The following is a 23917-nucleotide window of genomic DNA, read 5'->3' as shown; positions in this document are numbered from 1 at the left end:
GTTGCTAATATCGATAACAAAAAGGCCCGGAGCGAATCGTCCGGGCCATAAAGTCTTTCGATTTGGTAAAGGAAGGCTGAAATTATTTGGTGCCGTACATGCGGTCGCCGGCATCGCCAAGGCCCGGCATGATGTAACCCTTCTCGTTGAGGTGGCTGTCGATCGCCGCGGTGAAGACCGGAACATCCGGATGCGCAGCGCGGAAGTTGCGGATGCCTTCCGGGGCGGCGAGAAGGCAGAGGAAGCGGATATTGTGGGCGCCGCGTTCCTTGAGCTTGTCGATCGCTGCAATCGAGGAATTGCCGGTCGCCAGCATAGGATCGACGACGATGATCAGGCGCTCGGCCACGTCCTCTGGCGCCTTGAAGTAATATTCGACCGGCTGCAGCGTCTCGTGATCGCGATAGACGCCGATATGCGAGACGCGGGCGGATGGCACGAGATCGAGCATGCCTTCGAGCAGCCCGTTGCCGGCCCGCAGGATCGAGGCGAAGACCAGCTTCTTGCCCTCGAGGATCGGCGAGTCCATCGTTTGCAGCGGCGTCTCGATCGTCGCCATCGTCAATTCGAGATCGCGGGTGACCTCGTAACAGAGCAGCGTGGAGATTTCGCGCAGCAGGCGCCGGAAACTTCCCGTCGATGTCTCCTTGCGCCGCATGATGGTGAGCTTGTGCTGCACAAGCGGGTGATCGATGACCGTGACGCCGTCCATGGGGAAGCCTTTCATTCTTTCTATCGAATGTTTCTTTCACGGAAATCGGCTCGACCGCAAGAGTGGAGCCGAATTTGCGTCGGTCTTCCCCAGCCTCTCGCCTTAAAGGCGGGCAAGCAGCGCCTTGCGCGTCTCATCGTCGACGAAGGCAGCCTCGATTGCAGTGCGCGTCATGGCGTTGATTTCTGCATCGGCGAATCCGAAAACATCGGCGGCAAGCTCGTATTCCCGCTTCAGCGATGTATGGAAAAACGGCGGGTCGTCGGAGCTGATCGTCACCCGCACACCCGCTTCCTTCAAGCGCCGCAGCGGATGCGAGGTGAAGTCGGGAAAGACCCTGAGTGCGATGTTGGAGCCCGGGCAGACTTCAAGCACGGTACCGAGATCGGCAAGCCGCTTCACCAGATCGGTATCCTCTATGGCGCGCACCCCATGGCCGATGCGCGCGGGCCGCACGGCATCGAGCGCGTCGGCAACGCTGAAGGCGCCGCAGACTTCGCCGGCATGGATGGTCAATCCCAGGCCGGCATCGCGGGCGATGTCGAAAGCTCTGATATAATCGGCCACACGGCCCATGCGCTCCTCGCCGGCGAGATTGAAGCCTGTTATCAGAGGGTTGCCTGCCTTTGCCGCATATTCGGCCGCTCCGATCACGCTCTCGGGGCCGAAATGCCGTTCCCCGGTGACGATCAGCCGGGCCTCGATGCCGCTTTTGGCCTTGGCCCGCCGGATGCCTTCACAGACGCCTGATATATAGGCATCTGCGCCGAGCCCGATGCGCTTGCCATGGTCCGGCGACACGATGAGCTCGCTGTAGATCGTATTGATGCCGGCAAGTTCGTCGAGATAGGTTTCGGTCAGAAGCGCATAATCATCCTCCGTCCTGTAGACCTCCGACACCTTGTCGTAACACTCGAGAAAACTGGCGAAATCGTGCCAGACATAGGCGCCGTCGCGGAGCTCGTTGCTGATGTCGACGCCGTATTTGCGCGCCTGCGCTTCGGTCAATTCAGGCGGAGCCGCGCCTTCTAGATGGCAGTGCAGCTCGACCTTCTTCAAATGCAATGTCACAGAAAACTCCTTCCATGCGCTCCGCTCGGGATGCCGAGATGGCGCGCAATGCTTTCGCCGATATCGGCATAGGTGCGGCGAACGCCGATGGAACGCGACCGCGTGCCGGGGCCGTAGGCGATGACCGGAACGCGTTCGCGCGTATGGTCTGTGCCGCGCCAAGTGGGGTCACAGCCATGGTCGGCGGTCAGCACGACGAGATCGCCGGGTTTCAACTTCTTGTAGACCTCAGGCAGACGCGCATCGAAGGCTTCGAGTGCTGCCGCATAACCGGGCACGTCGCGGCGATGGCCGTAGATCATGTCGAAATCGACGAAATTGGTGAAGACGAGATCGCCCTCCTCGGCCTCGTCGATTGCCGAGAGCGACGCATCCATCAGCGCCTCGTTGCCGGTGGCCTTAATGACCCTGGAAATGCCTTGATGGGCGAAGATGTCGCCGATCTTTCCCACGGCATGTACGTGCCTGTTGTGCTCGACCAGCCGGTCGAGCAGCGTCGGCTCCGGCGGCAGAACGGAAAAGTCGCGCCGGTTTCCGGTGCGCTGGAAAGTGGAGGCGGATTGGCCGATGAAGGGCCGGGCGATGACGCGGCCGATATTGTAGGAATCGAGAAGGGCGCGAGCCGTGCGGCAGAAGGCAAGCAGCCGGTCCAGGCCGAAATGCGCTTCGTGCGCCGCGACCTGAAAGACCGAATCCGAGGACGTATAGCAGATCGGCTTGCCGGTGCGGATATGTTCTTCGCCGAGCCTGGAGATGATTTCCGTTCCCGAGGCGTGGCAATTACCGAGAATGCCGAGAATGTCGCCCTCCCGGCATAATGCCTCGATCAGCTCCGGGGGAAAGGCATCGCCTTCCGTCGGAAAATATCCCCAATCAAAACTGACAGGTGTCCCCGCGATCTCCCAATGGCCCGATGGCGTGTCCTTGCCGCGGGAGATTTCGCTGGCCGCGCCATAAATGCCATAGACCTTTTCCGGCAGGGGCATGCCGGCCGGAAATTGGCCGGAGGCCGCCCGGGCGATGTGCAGAAGCCCGAGTTCCGACATGTTCGGCAGGGAAAGCGGCCCGCTGCGCAGCCCGGCGCGGTCTCCGGCACCGGCCGCGCAGAATTCGGCAATATGGCCGAGTGTGTCGGCGCCCTCGTCGCCATAGGCTGCCGCATCAGGCGCCCCACCGACGCCGAAGGAATCGAGAACGAAAAGAAAGGCGCGCGCCATTTTACCCCCGAAAGGACCGATCGCCGGCCTCCGGACCGTCGGAGGCTGAAGCCCACGCATATAGCGCCGCGTCTGGCTTGGCAAATTCGAGATGGGGAAGGGGTCAGCAGTCGCCGCAGGGTATCGAGTCGCCTTGCCGCTGGCGGTAGAAGAAACTGCGGCTGATGGTGATCGTGCGCATCCCATCCGGCATGAAGTTCGGCGCGAACAGGAACATCCTATAGGGGATGCTGAGTTCGGTCCGAACAAGGAAGCTATTTGCCGTCTTCATGTCGGCCGGCACGTCGCTCACAGTCACATTCTTGGCGTAAGGCGTCGTGCCATCCTGGGCCCAGGACCAGAGCACTTTCGCATTGGCACTGGCGTCGATTGAAATTCCGGTGATTTTCAGTGTCAGCGATGTCGTGTTGTAAGGTACGAACATCCCGGTTGCCACCGATGGCATTTGCGCAAGCGCGCTCTTCGTGACGGATTGCTGCTGGGTGACGAGGTCGGCAATCGCACCAGCGGCTCGTGTCGCGCGCTTGCTGACGCTGAGGCCGATCGTGATCTCGAAAGCGCCGATGTAGAGCATGATGAGCACGGGAAAGAGGATTGCGAATTCGATCGCTCCGGCGCCCTTGCGCTCTCGCGCCAGCCGACGCGCCTGCTGTACCAGTCTGGAGAACGGGTTGCGCAACGCCATTATGGATACTGCTCGTTCTGGAAGACCGAGGTGGCGATAATCAGATATTGCGTCGGCATCGAACCGTCGGACGGACGGATCGTCGTGATATAGGGTCGGACCAGATCCGTGATGATTTCCCATCGATAGTAGGCGCGCAGCATGTTGATTGTGCCGGCACCGCCAGGCGTATATTTGAAGGCCGCGGTGTTGATGTCGGCATATCGATCACTGGAAACTTTGGGGATCGTCGTCGGAATGGCCGAGAAGGAGCTGAACGTCTGCACATCCAGGTAAAGCTTGCTCGGCGTGGCGGCTTCGCTGGTCGAGCAGCTGATCAGGATCGAGATCTCGTTGCAGAACGCCTGGCGGAATTGCGTCTGGCTCATATCGGTCGTACGGCCGAGATTGTAAGTGATCTGCCCGGTCCGCATCCGGCGGCTCATCGTATCGACGGCGTTGGAGACGAGTTCTTCGGCGGCGAAGGCGATGAAGGTTTCAAGGATCGCGAAGATCACCAGGAAGTATGGGATGGCAAGCAAGGCAAATTCGATCGCCGCTGCGCCATCGCGCGAGCGGGCGACAGCGCGAAACCTGGAGAAACGGTACGGCGCGAAGGCGCGCTCCCTATCCGTCTTCTGATCAACTACCGTCATTGCCTGGACCCGAGCGACATCTCTGCCTGCCACACTAGGGTCCGTTCGTTGATTTTCCGTTTCAGGCCGATACGACGATTTTAACGAATGGCAGAAGATCCAAGCCGGACCGATCAGGGTGATGTGGCGCCGGCGGCCGCTTGCTGCGCATGCTGCTCGCAATTGGGTGTGCAGGACAGCACGGAGCGCTCGGTCTGCCGGTAGACGCGCACCGTATTGCCCTCGTCTATCGACACAAGGATGCGCTCGTCCAGGATCGCGTTGCCGTCGGCATCCAGAAGAACCAGATTGGTGGTGCCGAAGCTGCGCCCTGTCAGCACGATGGTCTTGGCATCGGCCACGGTCGCGTCTGCGACCTGGGCATTGCCGACGATGACCTTGCTGACGGGGCGGTCGAGCTTCAAGACGCGCGCATGATCCATATAGACGCGCAGCATGTCATCGTCTGCGGCCGAGGAAATTCCCGAAACACCGGAAACGGCGATCATGCCGGCAAAGAAAATGGTTTTGCCGCTCGATGACATTGGGTCCTCTTTCACGATCACAGCGCAATAGCGCATAGAATGGGAAAAAATGGTGAATTAAGCTTTAAACCAACCATACTGTTTCGCGGTGAAGCAGGATGATCTGATTTGGCACTGGAGCCGGTAGGCATACGTTGCGGCTGGGTGCGGCGCCTGTGCTATCTCAGGATAAATCCCGTCGTTAACCTCTTAAAACCATTAAATATCGAGCGAAATGAATAAGGTAAAGCTTACCATACAGGAGCCTCTGACGGCTTTCACATGCTGTTAACTCTTTTTCTTAAGTCGATGGAAACGCCCATTCATTAGATTGCGGTTCATCCGATCAACGGCAACAGTTGGCGGACGTGCTGAACATCAACTGGAGTTAGGAGTACCCATGACCAAGCTTTTTAGCCGTTTTCTGAAGGACGAATCCGGCGCGACCGCAATCGAATACGGCCTGATCGCAGCCCTCATTTCCGTAGCACTCATCGCCGGCGCCACGACCCTCGGCCAGAAGATCGGCAACACGTTCAACGGTCTGAGCACCAAGATGGATAGCGCCCAAACGGCGAGTGGCAGCTAATACCGAATGCCGTCCAAGGGCATCCGCATAATAACGGCCGTTTTGTTGGCCGATACATCGAGCGGGCTCACAGGCTGAACGGCCGTGAGCCTTTTCGCATCATGTCGGGATCGGGTTTAAGCATGATCGCAGCTGCAGTCTTTATGATATTGCCACTCTGCCTCGCGTTCGCCGCCTTCTCGGATCTGTTCACCATGACGATCCCGAACCGTGTTTCCGTGATCTTTATCGTCTCCTTCTTCGCACTGGCGCCGTTCGCGGGTCTCGGCCTGCAGGCAATCGGCATGCATCTTGCCGCCTGCGCTATCGTCTTTACGGCATGCTTCGCTCTGTTTGCCTTCAATGTGATGGGCGGTGGAGACGCAAAGCTGTTGAGCGCCACCGCCCTCTGGTTCGGCCTGAACGAATCCCTGCTTTTCCTGATGACCGATGTTGCCATTATCGGCGGGCTCATCACCCTGCTCATCCTGCTAGTGAGGGCGCAGTCGAATACCATCCTTGCGATCGGCCTGCCGGTGCCCAACTCTTTGCTGCTCGCCAAGAAGATCCCCTACGGCATCGCCATCGCGATCGGCGGCTTCATGGCCTTCCCGTCCTCGCCGCTCTTCATCGCTGCGCTGGAAAGCTTGAAATAACGGCATTTTAAATGCCCATTAACTTAAAATGTAAGCATTCCATTAACCATAATTATACCAATTCCGGAGCATTCTGCAGGGCGAACATATCGTGCCTTGAGGAATGATAGATGAAACCGGCCCGCCTTATAATCCTAGCTGTCGCCTTGGTGGCAGCCGGCCTAGCCGGGCTCCTGGCAATGCGCATGGCCGGCAGCGGTGGCGTCGTCACGCAGGTGCAGTCGGTCATCGAGAAAGAACCTACCGTCAACATCCTCGTTTCGAGCAAAAATCTGCCGGTCGGAGCGAGACTGGGCGACGACACGGTGCATTGGATGGCCTGGCCGAAAGAAGGCGTCGTTCAAGGCTTCATCACCGAAGCCGACAAGCCGGATGCTATCAAGGACCTGCAGGGCGCCGTCGTGCGTCTGCCGATCTTCGAAGGCGAGCCGATTCGGCCCGAAAAAGTCGCCGATTCCAGCAGCCGCATCCTGTCCTCGCTGTTGCCGGCCGGCAAACGCGCCGTCGCCACCGAGATATCTGTAGCAACGGGCGCCGGTGGTTTCATCCTGCCGAACGATCGCGTCGATGTCATCATGGTCCGCAAGGGCACCGAGGCCAACAAGCTCATCACCGAAACCGTGCTGAGCAATGTACGCGTTCTCGCCATCGACCAGCAGATCCAGGAAAAGGACGACGGCTCCAAGGCCGTGATCGGCACGACCGCAACGCTGGAACTGACCCCAGACCAGACGAAAGTTCTCGCCGTTGCCCAGCAGATGGCTGACCGGCTTTCGCTCGCTCTGCGCTCCGTCGCCGATGCGCAGGAGCAGGATACCAGTGCGGCGGACTATCTGCTGAGCGGCGACAACGGCAGCGCGATCATTCAGGTCATCAAGTCGGGCTCCATCGTGACGGATGCCGGCGCGGCGCCGAAGGCGGAGTAAAGGACGTGCAAATGGGTAATTCAACGCGGCGCGCCAAGCTTCTCCTGACAGGCTGCCTTTCGCTGGCAATCGGCGCGACCGGCATGGCACCGGCCTCTTTCGGGCCCCTTCTTGCTGTCAGTGAGGCGCGTGCCGCGGAAAGCCTTGTCCGCATCTCGCAGACCGGCCCCGACGCCCATCGCCGGCTGAAGCTCGGGCTCAACAAGGCCGTCGTCGTCGATCTGCCGGAGGATGCCCATGATATCCTCGTCTCCGACCCGACCATGGCCGATGCCGTGACCCGCACTTCGCGGCGCATCTACCTGTTCGGCAAGAAGGTCGGCCAGACGAATATCTTTGTCTTCGGCGCCGGCGGGCAGGAGATCGTCAATCTCGATATCGAGATCGAGCGCGATGTCTCGGGCCTTGAAACCAATCTCCGCCGTTTCATTCCCGACTCCAACATCAAGGTCGAAATCGTCTCCGACAATATTGTGCTGACCGGCACCGTTCGCACGCCGCAGGACGCCACGCAAGCGGCCGATCTGGCGCAGGTCTTCCTGAAGGGCGGCGAAGCGACGACGAGAACCGAGACGGCATCCGGCACCGGCGGCGACAGCTCGGTGGCGCTCTTCGCCGAAGGCCGCCAGACGTCGCAGGTCGTCAACCTGCTGCAGATCCAGGGTGAGGACCAGGTCACCCTCAAGGTGACGATCGCCGAGGTTCGCCGCGAGGTGCTGAAGCAGCTCGGCTTCGACAACCTCGTCTCCAATTCCTCCGGCATGACGGTCGCTCAGCTTGGCGCTCCGAGCGCCGACAGCGCCACAGCCACCGTCGGCGGCGGCCTGGCGGCGCTCTTCAAAAGCTCGATCGGCAAATACGACATTTCGACTTATCTTAACGCCCTGGAGCAGGCCAAGGTCGTCAGGACGCTTGCAGAGCCTACGTTGACAGCGATATCCGGCCAGGCGGCGACCTTCAATTCCGGCGGCCAGCAGCTGTATTCGACGACCGACAACGACGGCAACGTCACTGTCGTTCCCTTCAACTACGGTATCAATCTTGCCTTCAAACCGGTCGTGCTGTCGTCCGGGCGCATCAGCCTGGAGATCAAGACCAACGTCTCCGAGCCGGTGGCCGGCAGCGGCAACGCCACCTATCAGCGCCGTTCGGCGGAGACTTCGGTGGAACTGCCCTCGGGCGGCTCGATCGCCCTGGCCGGCCTCATCCGTGACAATGTTTCCCAGACGATGGGCGGCACGCCCGGCGTCTCCAAGATCCCGCTTCTCGGCACGCTGTTTCGCCAGAAAGGTTTCGAACGTCAGGAAACCGAACTTGTGATCATCGCGACACCCTACCTGGTGCGTCCGGTGGCGCGCAATCAGCTCAACCGGCCGGATGACAATTTCAGCCCTGAGAATGACGGTGCAACTTTCTTCCTCAACCGTGTGAACAAGGTCTATGGCCGCCGCGAGGCGCCCGTCGCCGACGCGCAGTTCCACGGCTCGATCGGGTTCATCTACAAATGAGCGGGGCACGATCGGCAGCAATGGCACAGAACAGAGATCAGGCGATGGCCCATATCAATGCGACGACACACCGCCTCGGTTACTCCAGGGTGCTTTTTACCGCGGCCGTCATGTCGGCGGCGATCCTGTCCGGATGCGCTGGTCCGCATGACCAGCTGACGACAGGCGGGATCCCTGACGACTACCGCGCCCGCCATCCGATCATCGTCACCGAGGCCGAGCAGACGGTGGATATACCCGTCGCCTCGACCGACCGCCGCCTGACCATCGCGCAGCGCGACCTCATCCGCGGCTTTGCTGCAAACTACATATCGCGCGCCTCGGGCCCGGTTTACGTCCTGTCGCCGGAAGGTTCGCCCAATTCCGCAGCAGCCTATCAACTGCGCAACCAGGTCCGCGCCGAGCTGGCGGCGAGAGGGATCGCAAGCTCGAAAATCATCAATACGTCCTATGCCGCTGCCGGTGCCGGCGATGCGGCGCCGATCCGGTTGAGCTTTACCGGCACGACCGCGGTCACGACGCAATGCGGCCAGTGGCCGAAGGATATCTCCAACGATTTCGCCAACCAGAACTACTATAACTTCGGCTGCGCCTCTCAGAACAACCTTGCCGCCCAGATCGCCAATCCGGAGGACCTGGTGGCGCCCCGCGGCATGACGCCGATCGATGCACAGCGGCGCAACAACGCCATCCAGGAATACCGGACGACGTCGACGACGATCGAAGATGCCAGCGACAGCGGATTCTGAGGCGGAACGGGACGATGAGCGCAATCGAATACGAAATCAGGAACCCCAGCGAACTTCGCCACGCCGAAGAGGCGGTGCGGATGGCGGATCTGGAAAATATGCGGCCGTTGCCGCGCATCTCGGTTCACGCTTTTTGCGAAAGCGAGGCCCTGCAGCATGTCATGGAACGCTGCGCCAATGATCGGCGCATGGCGAAGGTGAGCATGCGCATCACCAGCGGCGGCATAGCCGCTGCCGCCAATATGTTTGCCGGCGCTCCGACGCCGAACCTGATCATCCTCGAGACCAAAGCCAATTCCGGAAGCCTGCTGGGCGAACTTGCGCCGCTCGCCGCCGTCTGCGATCCGACGACCAAGGTCGTGATCGTCGGCTACTACAATGATATTGGGCTCTATCGCGAACTCATCCGCAACGGCATTTCCGAATATATGGTCCAGCCGGTTGCCATGCCCGACATTCTGGCGGCAATGGCCTCGATCTTCGTCGATCCGGAAGCCGAGCCGCTCGGCCGCAGCATAGCCTTCATCGGCTCGAAAGGCGGCACCGGCGCCTCGACCATTGCGCATAATTGCGCCTTTGGTATTTCCCATCTTTTCTCCACCGAGACGATCCTCGCCGATCTCGACCTGCCCTATGGCACGGCCAATATCGACTTCGATCAGGATCCGGCACAGGGCATCGCCGAAGCGGTCTTTGCGCCCGATCGGCTCGACGAGGTCTTCCTCGACCGCCTGCTGACGAAATGCTCAGAACACCTTTCCCTGCTTGCCGCACCCTCGCTGCTCGACCGCGCCTATGATTTCGATGGCCAGGCTTTCCAGCCGGTGCTCGATGTCCTGCAGCGCAGCGCGCCCGTCACCGTGCTCGACGTTCCGCACGCGTGGTCGGAGTGGACGCGCACGGTTTTGGCGAGTGTCGACGAGGTGGTCATCACCGCGGTTCCCGACCTTGCCAACCTGCGCAACACCAAAAACATGCTGGACGCGCTGCGCAAGATGCGGCCGAATGACAAGCCGCCGCATCTGATCCTCAATCAGGTCGGCATGCCGAAGCGTCCGGAGATATCGCCGTCGGATTTCTGTGAGCCGCTGGAGACCGATCCGATCGCGATCATTCCCTTTGACATCAACCTCTTCGGTAACGCCGCCAACAGCGGCCGGATGATCTCGGAAGTCGATCCGAAGTCGCCGACGGCCGAAACCTTTTCGCAGATATCGCACATCGTCACCGGCCGGGTCGCCATCAAGAAGGCGAAGAAGGGCGGCCTGCTCGGCCTCCTGAAGCGGAAGTAGATGTAGAATGAAGAGATCGGATTAAGCGGCATGTTTGGAAAACGCGGAAACGAAGGTTTCGGAAAGGCCGGAGGCGCAATAGCTCCTCCGCCGCCGCCGGCCCCGGCCGCCGCCCCCGTGACTTCTTCTCCTGCCGTCCTCGTCGAACCCCAGCGCGAACCCTTGCGCCAGCAGATGACGCCGCCGCCGATGCAGGCGCCGCAGCGCAAGCGGCCCGTTCGCACCGACGAATATTATGATACCAAACAGCAGGTATTTTCCGCGCTGATCGACACGATCGATCTCTCGCAGCTTTCCAAGCTCGATGGCGAAAGCGCGCGCGAGGAAATCCGCGACATCGTCAACGACATCATCACCATCAAGAATTTTGCGATGTCGATCTCCGAGCAGGAAGAACTGCTCGAGGATATCTGCAATGACGTTCTGGGCTACGGTCCGCTGGAGCCCTTGCTGGCGCGCGACGACATCGCCGACATCATGGTCAACGGCGCCGGCCAGACCTTCATCGAAGTTGGCGGCAAGACGATCGAATCGGAAATCCGCTTCCGCGATAATGCGCAGCTTCTCTCCATCTGCCAGCGCATTGTCAGCCAGGTCGGCCGTCGCGTCGATGAATCGAGCCCGATCTGCGACGCGCGCCTGCCCGATGGCTCGCGCGTCAACGTCATCGCGCCGCCGCTGTCGATCGACGGGCCGGCGCTCACCATCCGCAAGTTCAAGAAGGACAAGCTGACGCTCGATCAGCTCGTCCGTTTCGGCGCGATCACGCCGGAAGGCGCGACCGTGCTGCAGATCATCGGGCGCGTGCGCTGCAACGTCATCATCTCGGGCGGCACGGGCTCCGGTAAAACGACCCTCCTGAACTGCCTTACCAACTATATCGACCGGGATGAGCGCGTCATCACCTGCGAGGACACGGCCGAACTGCAGCTGCAGCAGCCGCATGTCGTGCGTTTGGAAACGCGTCCGCCGAATATCGAAGGCGAGGGCGAGATCACCATGCGCGATCTCGTCAAGAACTGCCTGCGCATGCGTCCCGAACGCATCATCGTCGGCGAAGTGCGCGGACCTGAAGTCTTCGACCTCTTGCAGGCGATGAACACCGGTCACGACGGCTCGATGGGCACGATCCACGCCAACACGCCGCGCGAATGCCTGAGCCGTATCGAATCCATGATCGCGATGGGCGGCTTCACGCTGCCGGCAAAGACGGTCCGCGAGATCATCTCCACCTCCGTCGACGTCATCATCCAGGCGGCACGCCTGCGCGACGGTTCGCGTCGCATCACACAGATTACCGAGGTGATCGGCATGGAAGGCGACGTCATCATCACCCAGGATCTGATGCGCTACGAGATCGAGGGCGAGGATGCGGGCGGCCGACTGATCGGCCGGCACATGTCGACCGGCGTCGGCAAACCGCATTTCTGGGATCGGGCTCGTTACTTCAACGAGGAAAAGCGCCTGGCCGCTGCCCTCGACGCGATGGAAGCGAAATCGAAGGAATAGGGTGATGTTCGGATTCGATCCGCTAGTCCTGGCAATCGTCGTCCTCGCCGCTGTATCCGCTGCGGCGGTCGCCTATGCCCTGTTGTTTTCCCGGATCGAGGCCGACAAGAAATCGGCAAGCCGCATCAACCGTGTCAAATCGGCTGAGGTCGACCGCGCCAAGGTCAAGGCTGCCCGCGACCGGGTGCAGGAGATGTCGAAGCGGCGCAAATCGGTGCAGGACAACCTGAAGGATCTAGAAAAGCGCCAGAACGAAAAGACCAAGAAGACGCTGTCGATGAAATCGCGGCTGGTGCAGGCCGGCCTGACGATCACGCTGACGCAGTTCTATCTCTTCAGCGCCATTTTCGCTTCGGTGCTGCTGTTCATGGCTTTCATCATCGGCGCGTCGTGGATGGTCATGATCGGCATCGCTTTCGTGGCCGGACTCGGCCTGCCGCGTTGGGTCGTCGGTTTCCTGATCAAGCGCCGCCAGAACAAGTTCCTCAACGAGTTCCCCAATGCGCTCGATGTCATCACCCGCTCGATCAAATCGGGATTGCCGCTCAACGATGCGATCCGCCTTATCGCGACTGAAGGCACTGAGCCGGTGAAGAGCGAATTCCGCCGGGTGATCGAAGCCCAGCAAGTTGGCCTCAGCATTCCCGACGCCTGCGCCCGCATGACGCTCCAGATGCCGCTCCAGGAAGTCAACTTCTTCGCGATCGTCATCGCTATCCAGTCGCAGGCCGGCGGCAATCTCTCCGAGGCGATCGGCAACCTGTCAAAGGTGCTGCGCGAGCGCAGGAAGATGAAGGCCAAGGTCTCGGCACTGTCGATGGAAGCCAAGGCGTCCGCCGTCATCATCGGTGCTCTGCCCTTTATCGTCGCGACCCTCGTTTACCTCACCTCGCCGAACTACATGATCGTCCTTTTCACCGATCCGCGCGGCCATTTCATCATGGGCGCCTCGGCGATCTGGATGTCGATCGGCATCCTCGTCATGCGCAACATGGTCAATTTCGACATCTAGCGGGAGAGAAGCACCATGTCGCAGGATCTTGCCGCAACGCTGACCAATCCGAGCATGTTGATCGCTGTTTTCGTCGCGATCGCCGTCTTCGCGACTTTCTACACGATCGCCATCCCCTTCTTCGAGCGCGGCGATCTCAGCAAGCGCATGAAAGCTGTCTCGACCGAGCGCGAGCAGATCCGCGCCCGCGAACGCGCCCGCATGAACACCGAACCGGGCGCCGGCAAGGCTTCGCTCAGAAATCAGAACAACCGCTCGGTCCGCCAGATTGTCGAACGCTTCAACCTGCGCAAGGCGCTTGTCGACGAAAACACGGTCAACAAGCTGCGTGCCGCGGGTTTTCGCTCGGAAAATGCGCTGAATACCTTTCTCGTCGCGCGCTTCCTGCTGCCATTTCTCTTCCTCGCGCTCGCCGCCTTCTGGGTCTTCGGTCTCGGCGGCCTTGCTGAGCGCGGCATGCCCATACGTATGCTCGCCGTCATCGGCATCGCCTATCTCGGCTTTTATGCGCCGAATATCTATATCTCCAATCGCATGAGCAAGCGACAGCACTCGATCAAGCGCGCCTGGCCGGATGCGCTGGACCTGATGCTGATCTGCGTCGAATCCGGCATCTCGATGGAGGCGGCGATGCGTCGCGTGTCGGAGGAGCTCGGCGAGCAGTCGCCGCCGCTTGCCGAGGAGATGGTGTTGACCACCGCCGAACTCTCCTTCCTGCCGGATCGTCGCGTGGCGCTCGATAATCTCGCCGCGCGCACGCAGCTCGAACTGGTGCGTTCGGTGGCCCAGGCGCTGATCCAGGCGGACCGCTACGGCACGCCGGTTGCGCAGGCGCTGCGCGTTCTCGCCCAGGAAGGACGCGACGAGCGGATGAACGAAGCGGAAAAGAAGGCAGCCGCCCTGCCGCCGAAACTGACGGTGCCGATGATCCTGTTCTTCCTGCCGGTGCTGATCGCGGTCATTCTCGGCCCGGCCGGCATCCAGGTGGCGGATAGGTTCTGAACCGCAGGGGCCACTTCGACCCGCGTGACCGGCGCTGGCATAGCTGGTAAACGGGATGGGGCGGTCGGCAGCACGGAAGTGACCGCCGTTTTCCCCAGCGCTATCCGATTCCGAAGGAGAGGGTCCGATGTCTTCCGCAGGCATTTTCATCAGCATCATGGCAGCCTTGGTCGTCGGCGCGATGAGCCCCGGCCCGAGCTTCGTCGTCGTCTCCAGGATCGCCATCTCCCGTTCGCGGCTGGATGGACTTGCGGCCGCATTCGGCATGGGTGCCGGCGGCGTCGTTTTCGCCGGTCTGGCGCTCGCCGGTCTGACGGCATTGCTGTCGCAATTCGAATGGCTCTATGTGCTGCTCAAGGTGGCGGGCGGTGCTTATCTCCTCTACATCGCCGTCAATATCTGGCGAGGCGCCGCAAAGCCGATCGAGCTTTCCGATGCCGTCAATGGCCATCGTGCGCCCGTGCGCAGCTTCATGACCGCGTTGCTGACGCAGCTCAGCAACCCGAAGACCATCATCGTCTACGCCAGCCTTTTTGCGGCGCTTCTGCCGCGGACGGTGCCGCTCGATCTTCTCGTCGCATTGCCGGTCGGCGTCTTCTCGGTGGAGGCGGGTTGGTATTCGATCGTGGCACTCGCCTTTTCGGCCCGCCACCCGCGGCGGCTCTATCTCCATGCCAAGGGCTGGATCGACCGGGCCGCCAGTGCGGTGATGGGCGGTCTTGGTCTGCGGCTCATTCTTTCGGGCCTCAGCGTCAGGTAACTCAGGCGGAGAAGGGCTGGTCCTCCGGCAAAATGACGAGGTCAGTTGGTGTTGCTGTCACCGGCGGCGCCCGGCGCCTTGTCCTTGGCAGCGAGCTTCTGCCAGGAATTCTGCTGCGAGAGCATACCCTTGAGATAGGCCACGTTGGCATCGGCCTGCTGCGGCGAAAGCTCCCGCCGCGCGATCTGTTCGGCTTCTGCAAAACGCCCTTGCAGGCCGACGACGAGGGCAAGATTCTGCCGGACGCGGCTGTCGGCGGTCGGCTGCCCGGCGGCGGAGCGCAGATAGGTTTCGGCCGTGCGCAGATCGCCGGTCAGCACATAGGACATGCCGAGGTTGGAAAGGATGGAAGGTTCGTTCGGCTGAATGTCGAGCGCGTCGCGGTAGCGCTGCCGGGCCTCGCTCGCCCGGCCCATCTGGTCCAGGATTGCGCCTTCGGCCGAGATCAGCCTCCAGTCGGGACGATCGGGTGTCTGGGCGCGGCCGATCGTGTCGAGCGCCTGCTGGAACTGTCCGGCCGCCGCCTGCGCCTTGCCATAGGCGGCCAGCACATTGCGGTCCCCCGGATTGGCGATCGCCACCTGCTGCATGACGGCGAGCGCCTGCGCGTCGCGGCCGCTCATGCGCAGCAGGTTGGCATAGTTGACGCCATTGACGGGATCGCGCGGGTTCTTTTCATAGGCCTGGCCGATCCGCTCCGTCGCCAAGCGCAGCTCGGTCGCACCCATCTCTTCGACCGGCTTGGTAAGCTTCGGCACCGAGCCCGTCGTCATCCGGTCCTTGGCCGTCGTCGAGCAGCCGGCAAGCGCGAGGATGATCAGCGAAGCTGCTGCGCCCCGCAGGATACGGTTGGTGGATATGGTGATGCGCGAGGCAGGCATGTTGCGTTCCTGATTCCGAAATCGGCGCCTGACCTCGAAGCGGAACAGGGAAAGGTTTGACGCAATCTTCGCTCCAGCAATAGTCTGTTAACCCTAACAGACCGTTAAGGAACGATTCCTGACGACCGCCAAAGGACAATCATGGCCCCCTATCAGTTCATCGAAAGACCGACTCCTTTCAACACGAAGGGTGGCTCGACGCTGCCGATCTTTGCCGTCACCCCTGCCCATATCGAGACCGGCACGATCGATCCGATTGCGCTCGATTGGGCGCGCAAGGCGGGATACAAGGCCGAAAGCGGTTCGCTTTTGCTGATCCCGACTTCCGACGGCCAGCTCGGCGGTGCGCTTTTCGGCCTGGGGACCAACCCGTCCGAACAGCCCTACATCACCGGCAGGCTGGCCCGTGCGCTGCCCGCCGGCGACTGGCACATTGAGACCGCGCCGCTGACGGCAAATCGCCTCGCCCTCGGCTTCGGGCTCGGCAGCTACCGTTTCGATCGCTACAAATCGGAAAAGTCGTCGGCAGCGACCTTGATGATCCCCCGCGATGCCGACGGCGCCGACATCAAGCGCCAGCTCGCCGGCGTCTTTCTTGCCCGCGACCTCATCAATACGCCGACAAACGACATGGGACCGGACCAGCTCGAGGCCGCTTTCCGCGCCCTGGCCGGACATTACAAGGCGGAACTATCGGTCATCACGGGCGATGAACTGCTCAAGCAGAATTTCCCGCTGGTTCACACCGTCGGCCGCGCCAGCGCCGATGCGCCGCGTCTTCTTGAGCTGCGCTGGGGCAAGAAGGGTCATCGCAAGGTAACGCTCGTCGGCAAGGGCGTCTGCTTCGATACCGGCGGTCTCGACATCAAGCCTGCCGCCTCGATGCTGCTGATGAAGAAGGATATGGGCGGCGCGGCAAATGTCATGGGACTGGCCCTGATGATCATGGACGCCAAGCTGAAGGTCGATCTGCGCGTCATCGTCCCGGTCGTCGAAAACGCCATCTCCTCCAATGCCTTCCGCCCCGGCGACATCTACCGCAGCCGCAAGGGCCTGACAGTCCAGATCGACAACACCGACGCCGAGGGCCGGTTGATCCTGGCCGATGCGCTTGCCTATGCCGACGAGGAAGAGCCCGAACTTTTGATCGACATGGCGACGCTGACGGGGGCTGCCCGCGTTGCCCTCGGTCCGGATCTTCCGCCCTTCTTCACCGATGATGCCAATCTGGCCCATGACCTGACCGAAGCAAGCCTAGAGACGGATGATCCGATCTGGCGCCTGCCGCTCTATGCCGGCTACGAAAAAGATGTCCGCGCCAAATTCGCCGACCTGACGAATGCCCCGGCCGGCGGCATGGCGGGGTCGATCACCGCCGCGCTTTTCCTCAAGCGCTTCGTCAGCAAGACCAAGAGCTGGGCGCATTTCGATATTTACGGTTGGGCTCCGTCCGAACGGCCACATTCGCCCGGCGGCGGCGAGGCACAGGCGATCCGCGCGCTCTTTCACCATATTCGCACCAGCCTGCGCTGACGCCTCCTGGATAATGCTAAGGCGCATTTGCACGACTCTGTTGCGCACTGCGCCTGGCGGCCGATCGTTAAAATTTTATTCACCCTGCCGGACGGCAGTTCCCGCCACCACTTGCATGTCCACGACAACTGCCGGAAAATGAAACGCTAGCGTAACGATTTCCGGAGGGGCCGTGCCGATCGAACTGACCGCGTCGCAGGCGCTGGGGCTCTGGCATGGCGTGGCGCTCGACCAGGTTCGTCATGACGACCGCGATTTGACATTGCGCCAGATGGCGATCCTCCTGCATATTTACCTCGTGCCGCCGCCCCACACGGTGCGCGGGCTTGCCGCCACGCTCAACGTCACCAAGCCGGTCATTACCCGCGCCTTGGATACGATGGGCGAGATGGGCCTGGTTGATCGCGTGCGCGACGATGCCGACCGTCGTAATGTGATCATCAAACGTACCGTCGGCGGTGCGCTTTACCTGGAAAAGCTCGGCGATCTCGTGCGAGATCAGGGCCGGCGCCTACCGATCTAAAAGGGCGATCTGAGAGGAACATAAATGATGATGCTCGACCGCCGCCTGCATGCCTATCGGCCGGATCTCGCGGAAGCGGGGCTCAAGGGCAAGGTGGAGGCATCGCGCTTCGAGGAAGGCGCCGCAGCGCGTGTTGCCGTTCCCGTCGCTGCCCTGCGCCCTGAGCCGGAACTTGCCCGCGGCATCGATACGGAACTGCTCCTCGGCGAGGAGGTGACCGTTTTCGATCGTGCCGACGGCTGGTGCTGGGTAAAAGCTGCCTCCGACGGCTATGTCGGCTATCTCAAGGCAGAGGCGCTCTCGCAAACCGGGCAGGCGCCGACCCACATCGTCACCGTGCCGCGCACCTTCCTCTATCCGGAACCGGAGCTGCGCAAACCCCACCAGGCCGTGCTGTCGATGGGAAGCCGGATCCACGTCGCCGGCGAGGCGGAAACGCGCGGCAATCATTATGTCGTGCTTGAGGATGGAACGGCGATCTTCGCCCGCCACGTCCAGCCGATCGGCGCGCTCGACGGGGGCGATTACGTCGATATCGCCGCCCGTTTCCTGGAAACGCCTTATCTCTGGGGTGGCCGTTCCGGCCTCGGCATCGATTGCTCGGGCCTCGTCCAGCTGGCGATGCTGATGGTCGGCAGACAAGCGCCGCGCGATGCCGACATGCAGGCTGCCGGTCTCGGCCAGCCGATCGACCGCTCCGAAATCCGCCGCGGCGATCTCGCGTTCTGGAAGGGGCACGTCGCCATTTTCGAGGATGGGGAAACCATCCTCCATGCCAACGGTCACAGCATGACGGTGGCGCGCGAGAATTTCGAGGCCGCCGTCGAGCGCATCGGCCGGCTCTACGAGCAGCCGACCGGCTATCGCCGCGTTATGATGTGACCGGTGGCCGCGGCCAGGATTTTACGCCGCCGGTCCAATCCTCGAAGGCTTTCGACAGTCTCAGCACCCGCATGTCGTCGAAGCGCGGCCCGACGATCTGCAGTCCGATCGGCAGACCCGACCGGGAGAAGCCGCAATTGATCGAGGCGGCCGGCTGCTCCGACATGTTCCATGGCACGGTGAAAGCGATATGTTCGAACGGCCTTGCCGGATCGTTGGTCGGCGATGCCCATTCGGCCGGATAGGAGATGATCGGGTTGGTCGGTGAAAGCAGGGCGTCGACAGTCGTAAACAGCCGTCCGCAGTTTCTGCGCATTTCGATCGTCTGATTGAAGCCTCTGACTGCATCGACGCCGCTGATATCGGCACCGGCCTTCGCCCAATCCCCGATATAGGGCAGGATACTGTCGCGCCGCGCTTCGTCCAGGCCGGCGATCTCGCTCCAGAGGCGGGCGCGCCAGAATGTGTCGAGCCCGTCAAGCATCGCGCGTGTCAGCACCGGTTGAACGGAGATGACGGTCGCCCCGGCCGCTTCGAAACGCTTTGCCGCCGCTTCGACCGAGGCCCCGATCTCGTCGTCGACCGCAAGGCCGCAGCCGGCGTCGAGCATCAGCCCGATCGTCATGCCCGACATGTCGATATCGAGATTCATCCAGTCGAAATCGTTCGGCGGCAGGCTGGTGCCGTCGCGCCAGTCGGGCCGGGACAGCGTCGCCATCGAAAAGGCTGCGTCCTGGACGGTGCGCGTCATCGGGCCGACGCAGCGCCCGACATAATAGGGATCGGCCGGAATGCGCCCGTGGCTCGGCTTGAAGCCGAAGATGCCGGTCCAGCCGGCCGGAAGCCGCACCGAGCCGCCGATATCGGTGCCGATATGCAGCGGCCCGTAGCCGGCTGCCGCCGCCGCGGCAGCGCCGGCGCTCGATCCGCCGGGGTTCTGCATCCTGTCCCAGGGATTGCGACTGAGAGGATGAAAGCTCGACAGGCCGGAGGAAAGCATGCCGTAATCCGGGCAGGTGGTCTTGGCAAAGATCACCGCGCCGTCCTCGCGCAGCCGCGCGGCCGCCGGTGCGTCGGCCTCGGCCGGTTTGAGATCCACCGCCCTGGTGCCGAGCGGCACCGGCTGGCCTTTCGTCGCGATCAGTTCTTTCAGCGTTACCGGTATGCCATCGAGCGCACCGAGCGTTTGTCCCTTCGCCCAGCGCTCCGTCGAAGCTTTCGCCCGCGCGCGCGCCGCTTCCGGATCGTAGAGGTAAAGTGCGGAAATCGACGGCTCCCAGGCGGCGATATGGTCTTCGAGGGAGAGCCAGTATTCGAGCGGGGAGAGGCTTTTATCGGCAAAGCGCCGTCTGAGCTCGCGGATGGTAAGGTCGGTTTCGGCCATGGCACGGATCTTCGGCGGTTGGTTTCGGGAGGACATCAGCGGCTCGCCTCGCGCGGGTCGAGAAGATCGCGCAACCCGTCGCCCAGCATGTTGAAGCCGAGCACGGTCAGCGCGATGGCAAGGCCGGGCAGGATCGCCAGCCAGGGGGCGAGCGCCAGATAGGTCTGCGCATCGGCAAGCATCCTTCCCCAGGTCGGCGCCGGCGGCGCCATGCCGAGCCCGAGAAAGCTGAGGCCCGCTTCGGTCAGGATCGCCAGCCCTAGCTGGATCGCCCCGTGTACAATGATCTGGCTGATGATATTCGGCAGCACATGGCGCAGTGAAATGGTCAGGCGCGTATTGCCGATCGCCCGCGCCGCCGTCACATAGTCGCGGCTCCAGGCCTGCAGCGCCGTTGCCAGCGTCACCCGGGCAAAGACCGGAATCATGAAGACGGCAATCGCGGCAATTGCCGTCAGTCGGCCGGGCCCGAGAAAGGCGCCGAGCATCATCGCCGACAGGATCGGCGGCAGGGCGAAGACGACGTCGCAGATGCGCATCAGCAGCGTTTCGAAGGGACCTCGGATCGCCGCTGCCGAAATGCCGGCGATCGAACCGAGCGATCCGCCGATCACGACCGACGTGATGGCGATCGACAGCGAGTTCCAGCAGCCTGCCATCAGCATCGAAAGCACGTCACGGCCGAACTGATCGGTGCCGAGCAGACCGAAGGCGAGAGGCGGCTGGAGCTTATGGACGATCTGCATTTTTGCCGGCGGCAGCGGCGTCCAGATGAGCGACAGCAGTGCGATGGCAACGAGCAGGCCGATGATCGCAGCTCCGGAAACAAGATTTATTCGCCGACCAAGTTTAAACCGCCGATGGCCGGCGATGGCGGTGGATGAGAACGACGCCATCGTCAAGCCGTCCTTCTCATCCTGGGATCGATCGCGAGATAGGAAAGATCGACAATGAAATTCATCACGATGACGAGGGCTGCGAAGAACAGCACGACGTCCTGCATCACGATAATATCGCGCTGAGAGAGCGCCTGAACGGCGAGCCGCCCGAGGCCGGGCAGGTTGAAGACGTTTTCCACCAGCACCGCACCGGCGACGAGAAAGGTGAACTGCAGCCCGATCATCGTCAGGATCGGGATCAGCGCATTCGGCACGATATGCCGCCACAGCACCGCTTGACGAGACAGCCCCTTGGCCACCGCGGTGCGGGCAAAATCCTCATGCATCGTGTCGAGCACCGCCGATCGTGCGACACGCGTCAACACACCCGCCTGCGGCATTGCCAGCGCGACGGCCGGCATCACAAGCGCCTGTAATGCTTGTAGAATACCGGCGCTCCAGCCCGGAAAGCCGCCGGCCGGCATCAGTCCGAGCAGCGTCGAGAAGAGGATGATCATGAGCAGCGCCACCCAGAAGGCGGGCACAGCGATGCTGATCTGCGAAAAGAGCGTTGCGATGATGGCGAAGACACCGCCGCGGCGCGTAGCCGCCAGGGCGCCGAGCGGCAGGGCAATCGCCACCGACAGCACGATTGCCATCAGCGCAAGCGGCAGCGTCACCGCCAGCCGCTCGACGATCAATCCGGCGACCGGGACGCCGTAGGTGTAGGATTGGCCGAGATTGCCCGACAGCACGCCGGCGAGCCATTGGCCGTAACGCAGGATGAGCGGCTGGTCGAGGCCGAGCTCGTGACGCAACGCCGCCAGCGTCTCCGGGCTTGCCGAGGTGCCGAGCATGATCGAGGCGGGGTCGCCCGGCAGAAGATCCATGACCGCGAAGATCAGCAGCGAGACGATGAGAAGTGTGAGGAACAGGCCGGCGAAGCGGCGGGCGAGGAGGGTGATCATATGGGGTCGAGAACGACTGCGGCGGGACGCGGCAGGCCCCTTTTGCCCTCACGCGGAGCACCCGCCGCGCCGGCGGCGAGTTTGGCGAGAACGCTAACCTCACTTTCCGCCCCAGACCTTGAGCCTGGGATCCATGCCACTGCTGTTGATGGATGTGGTGTGGATGCTCGGGTCAAGCCCGAGCATGACGGAGCGTGGGGCTGGCGGGAGGAGGCAATCAGCGCGCAGATGCCCATGCCAGGAATACCATACGGCAACAAAACCAAACAATGCCGGCCCGGACTGAACTGGCCTGGTGAGGGAGGGAGAGGGCTGCGTGCCATATCGGCCAAATGTATGTCGGATCTCTCCAAGGCCATCACCTCATCGCACCCCTACCGAGCCTACCGCTCACTCGTCCCAGGAAACACCGGAAAGCACATTGGAGGGAATCGGCTCGTTCTCCCATAGTCCCTTCAACTTCCTGTCCCAGACACCGAGTTTCGGCATGACGAAAAGGTAGAGCGCCGGCACGTCTTCGGCGAGAATCTTCTGCGCCTCCCCATAGATCGCATTCTGCGCCGCAGGATCGGCCGTCTCCTGGACCTTCTTCATCAGCGCGTCGAAGGCCGGGTTCTTATAATTGAAATAATAGGGATCGCGCGCATAGATGTCGATGTCGAGCGGTTCGGCATGGGCGACGATCGTCATGTCGAAGTTGCGATCCTTCATGACGTCCTGCACCCATTTCGCCGGAAACTCCGTCGGCTCGATGTTCATCGTCACGCCGATCTCGGCAAACATCGCCTGCATCACTTGGGCGCTGCGTGGCGCATAGGCCATCTGCGGCGATTTGATCGTGAAGGTGAAGCCGTTGGGGTAGCCGGCCTCAGTAAGCAGCGCCTTTGCCTTTTCGACATCATAGGGCAGCACGCCGGTCATGTCCTTGTAGCCCGGATCGTTCGGCGTGTAGTGGCTGCCGATCGGCGTGCCGAGGCCGGACCATGCGCCTTCGATCACGGTCTTGCGGTCGATCGCCATCATCAGCGCCTGGCGGACGCGCCTGTCGTCGAAGGGCTTCTTCGCATTGTTCATGCCGGCGACGACCTTGAGTTCGGTATTGCCGACCTTGGTGATGAGTCTGGTATCGCCGTCGAAGGAACTCATCAGCTCGGGCGCGGCAAATTCCGGAAAGGCATCGAGATCGCCGGATTTCAGCGCCGCCGCCTGCGCCTGCGGATCGGCGATGAAGCGGAAGGTCACCTTGTCGAGCTTGGCGGCCGCATCCTTGTCCCAGTAGTCGTCATTCCTGGCCAGTTCGACCCTGTCGCCCTTCGCCCAGCTGGCGAATTTGAAGGGGCCGGTGCCGATCGGCGTCACCTTGTCGTCGGCGGCCGTCTTCGGCCCGACAATCACCGAGGCCGGCCACCCGAGCCAGTAGATCAGGCTGCCGGTCGGCGCCGAGAGATGCAGCACCAGGGTTTCGGCATCGGGCGTATCGATCGAGGCGATCGAGGCGAAGAAGCGTTTCTGCGGATTGACCGAATCCGCGCCGCGGGCGCGGTCGAGCGAAAACTTGGCGCTCGCGGCATCGAAGGCCTCGCCGTCGTGGAATTTGACGCCGGTCTGCAGCTTGAACGTATAGGTCAGGCCATCGGGAGAGATCTCCCAGCTTTTCGCCAGCTGCGGCTGGACCTTGCCGGTCTGATCAATCGTCACCAGCCCCTCGAACACGTTCTGCCAGGTGACCTGGCCGATCGCAACCGGTGCCGCGATCGTCGGGTCGAGGCCGGCCGGCTCGACGCTCATGCCGAGGGTGAGGGTGGTCTTGGCCGCTTCCGCCGGCGTCATGATCGTCATCACCAGACCGGCCGAAAGCGCGGCAGCGAGGGAAAGCCGCCTGAGGAAACGCGAAGGCGCAAACGAAAGCTTGTTCATCATGGTTCCCTTGTCTGGCCTTGCGTCGATGACGAAGGCCTTTGCGAATAGATTGCACCACAGAAGTGCACACACAATGACGATTTTGTGCGCTCTGTGTGGCCGAAAAAGCTACACATGAAATCGCGGCCAACGCAAGCTTGAAG

24 protein-coding genes are annotated in these 23917 nt (G+C 61.9%); 13 read left to right on the top strand and 11 right to left on the bottom strand.

Annotated elements, in window-relative coordinates:
• Positions 1 to 82: 82 nt before the first annotated feature.
• From upp to FHT70_RS10320, 6 genes are all read right to left on the bottom strand, one after another.
• Complete coding sequence (upp, locus tag FHT70_RS10345; protein ID WP_020920114.1) at positions 83 to 712, bottom strand: uracil phosphoribosyltransferase; 630 nt, start codon at positions 710 to 712, stop codon at positions 83 to 85.
• Between the two features lie 102 nt (positions 713 to 814).
• A complete protein-coding gene (locus tag FHT70_RS10340; protein ID WP_183700752.1) occupies positions 815 to 1783 on the bottom strand; it encodes an adenosine deaminase in 969 nt (322 codons plus the stop codon).
• The gene (locus FHT70_RS10335) at positions 1780 to 3000 is read right to left on the bottom strand and encodes a phosphopentomutase (RefSeq protein ID WP_183700750.1); all 1221 of its coding nucleotides are present in this window, start codon (positions 2998 to 3000) and stop codon (positions 1780 to 1782) included. Before FHT70_RS10335 ends, FHT70_RS10340 begins: the two co-directional genes overlap by 4 nt.
• Before the next feature lie 103 nt (positions 3001 to 3103).
• Positions 3104 to 3685 (bottom strand): TadE/TadG family type IV pilus assembly protein, encoded by a 582-nt coding sequence (locus tag FHT70_RS10330; protein ID WP_097600395.1) that lies wholly within the window; start codon positions 3683 to 3685, stop codon positions 3104 to 3106.
• Positions 3685 to 4320 carry a TadE/TadG family type IV pilus assembly protein gene (locus FHT70_RS10325; protein ID WP_183700748.1) on the bottom strand — a complete coding sequence of 212 codons (636 nt, stop codon included), beginning with the start codon at positions 4318 to 4320 and terminating at the stop codon, positions 3685 to 3687. The genes FHT70_RS10330 and FHT70_RS10325 overlap by 1 nt, the downstream gene beginning before the upstream one ends.
• A 113-nt stretch (positions 4321 to 4433) precedes the next feature.
• Positions 4434 to 4844 carry a pilus assembly protein N-terminal domain-containing protein gene (locus FHT70_RS10320; protein ID WP_085776586.1) on the bottom strand — a complete coding sequence of 137 codons (411 nt, stop codon included), beginning with the start codon at positions 4842 to 4844 and terminating at the stop codon, positions 4434 to 4436.
• A gap of 379 nt (positions 4845 to 5223) precedes the next feature.
• Here FHT70_RS10320 and FHT70_RS10315 point away from each other — a divergent pair, with 379 nt between their 5' ends.
• The 10 genes from FHT70_RS10315 to FHT70_RS10270 all read left to right on the top strand — a co-directional run bounded on the left by FHT70_RS10315 (position 5224) and on the right by FHT70_RS10270 (position 14805).
• Positions 5224 to 5412, top strand: a complete 189-nt coding sequence (locus tag FHT70_RS10315; protein WP_183700745.1) for a Flp family type IVb pilin — start codon at positions 5224 to 5226, stop codon at positions 5410 to 5412.
• Between the two features lie 122 nt (positions 5413 to 5534).
• A complete protein-coding gene (locus FHT70_RS10310) occupies positions 5535 to 6047 on the top strand; it encodes a prepilin peptidase (protein ID WP_183700743.1) in 513 nt (170 codons plus the stop codon).
• A 110-nt stretch (positions 6048 to 6157) separates the two neighbouring features.
• Positions 6158 to 6973: a Flp pilus assembly protein CpaB gene (gene cpaB, locus FHT70_RS10305; protein WP_183700741.1), complete on the top strand. Its 816-nt coding sequence runs from the start codon at positions 6158 to 6160 to the stop codon at positions 6971 to 6973.
• 11 nt (positions 6974 to 6984) lie between these two features.
• Complete coding sequence (locus FHT70_RS10300; protein ID WP_085776590.1) at positions 6985 to 8481, top strand: type II and III secretion system protein family protein; 1497 nt, start codon at positions 6985 to 6987, stop codon at positions 8479 to 8481.
• The gene (locus tag FHT70_RS10295; RefSeq protein ID WP_183700739.1) at positions 8478 to 9230 is read left to right on the top strand and encodes a CpaD family pilus assembly lipoprotein; all 753 of its coding nucleotides are present in this window, start codon (positions 8478 to 8480) and stop codon (positions 9228 to 9230) included. The genes FHT70_RS10300 and FHT70_RS10295 overlap by 4 nt, the downstream gene beginning before the upstream one ends.
• 14 nt (positions 9231 to 9244) lie before the next feature.
• Entirely contained in the window at positions 9245 to 10522 is a 1278-nt protein-coding gene (locus FHT70_RS10290; protein WP_183700732.1) for a CpaE family protein, read from the top strand.
• Between the two features lie 30 nt (positions 10523 to 10552).
• Complete coding sequence (locus FHT70_RS10285; protein WP_183700730.1) at positions 10553 to 12031, top strand: CpaF family protein; 1479 nt, start codon at positions 10553 to 10555, stop codon at positions 12029 to 12031.
• A gap of 4 nt (positions 12032 to 12035) precedes the next feature.
• A complete protein-coding gene (locus FHT70_RS10280; RefSeq protein WP_097600389.1) occupies positions 12036 to 13043 on the top strand; it encodes a type II secretion system F family protein in 1008 nt (335 codons plus the stop codon).
• Positions 13044 to 13058: 15 nt separating this feature from the next.
• Positions 13059 to 14045 carry a type II secretion system F family protein gene (locus FHT70_RS10275; RefSeq protein WP_097600388.1) on the top strand — a complete coding sequence of 329 codons (987 nt, stop codon included), beginning with the start codon at positions 13059 to 13061 and terminating at the stop codon, positions 14043 to 14045.
• 127 nt (positions 14046 to 14172) lie between these two features.
• Positions 14173 to 14805, top strand: a complete 633-nt coding sequence (locus FHT70_RS10270; RefSeq protein ID WP_183700728.1) for a LysE family translocator — start codon at positions 14173 to 14175, stop codon at positions 14803 to 14805.
• Positions 14806 to 14846: 41 nt separating this feature from the next.
• Here FHT70_RS10270 and FHT70_RS10265 read toward each other — a convergent pair whose 3' ends face one another.
• Entirely contained in the window at positions 14847 to 15686 is an 840-nt protein-coding gene (locus FHT70_RS10265; protein WP_183700726.1) for a tetratricopeptide repeat protein, read from the bottom strand.
• A 141-nt stretch (positions 15687 to 15827) separates the two neighbouring features.
• Between FHT70_RS10265 and FHT70_RS10260 the strand changes: the two genes are divergently transcribed.
• The 3 genes from FHT70_RS10260 to FHT70_RS10250 all read left to right on the top strand — a co-directional run bounded on the left by FHT70_RS10260 (position 15828) and on the right by FHT70_RS10250 (position 18624).
• Positions 15828 to 17219, top strand: a complete 1392-nt coding sequence (locus tag FHT70_RS10260) for a M17 family metallopeptidase (RefSeq protein WP_183700724.1) — start codon at positions 15828 to 15830, stop codon at positions 17217 to 17219.
• A 172-nt stretch (positions 17220 to 17391) separates the two neighbouring features.
• The gene (locus FHT70_RS10255) at positions 17392 to 17742 is read left to right on the top strand and encodes a MarR family winged helix-turn-helix transcriptional regulator (protein ID WP_011423607.1); all 351 of its coding nucleotides are present in this window, start codon (positions 17392 to 17394) and stop codon (positions 17740 to 17742) included.
• Between the two features lie 24 nt (positions 17743 to 17766).
• Positions 17767 to 18624 carry an NlpC/P60 family protein gene (locus tag FHT70_RS10250; RefSeq protein ID WP_183700722.1) on the top strand — a complete coding sequence of 286 codons (858 nt, stop codon included), beginning with the start codon at positions 17767 to 17769 and terminating at the stop codon, positions 18622 to 18624.
• On the opposite strand, the gene FHT70_RS10245 is transcribed toward FHT70_RS10250, so the two are convergent.
• From FHT70_RS10245 to FHT70_RS10230, 4 genes are all read right to left on the bottom strand, one after another.
• The gene (locus tag FHT70_RS10245) at positions 18614 to 20008 is read right to left on the bottom strand and encodes an amidase (RefSeq protein ID WP_183700784.1); all 1395 of its coding nucleotides are present in this window, start codon (positions 20006 to 20008) and stop codon (positions 18614 to 18616) included. The genes FHT70_RS10250 and FHT70_RS10245 overlap by 11 nt on opposite strands.
• A 35-nt stretch (positions 20009 to 20043) precedes the next feature.
• The gene (locus FHT70_RS10240; RefSeq protein ID WP_183700720.1) at positions 20044 to 20904 is read right to left on the bottom strand and encodes an ABC transporter permease; all 861 of its coding nucleotides are present in this window, start codon (positions 20902 to 20904) and stop codon (positions 20044 to 20046) included.
• A gap of 2 nt (positions 20905 to 20906) precedes the next feature.
• Positions 20907 to 21854: an ABC transporter permease gene (locus FHT70_RS10235; protein WP_183700718.1), complete on the bottom strand. Its 948-nt coding sequence runs from the start codon at positions 21852 to 21854 to the stop codon at positions 20907 to 20909.
• A 390-nt stretch (positions 21855 to 22244) separates the two neighbouring features.
• Complete coding sequence (locus FHT70_RS10230; protein WP_183700716.1) at positions 22245 to 23771, bottom strand: ABC transporter substrate-binding protein; 1527 nt, start codon at positions 23769 to 23771, stop codon at positions 22245 to 22247.
• Between the last annotated feature and the right edge of the window lie 146 nt (positions 23772 to 23917).

It is taken from the genome of Rhizobium sp. BK049 (assembly GCF_014193135.1).
In the GTDB taxonomy this organism is placed as follows: domain Bacteria; phylum Pseudomonadota; class Alphaproteobacteria; order Rhizobiales; family Rhizobiaceae; genus Rhizobium.
The sequence above is the reverse complement of the archived record's forward strand: the minus strand, read 5'-3'. Positions and strand labels throughout refer to the sequence as shown.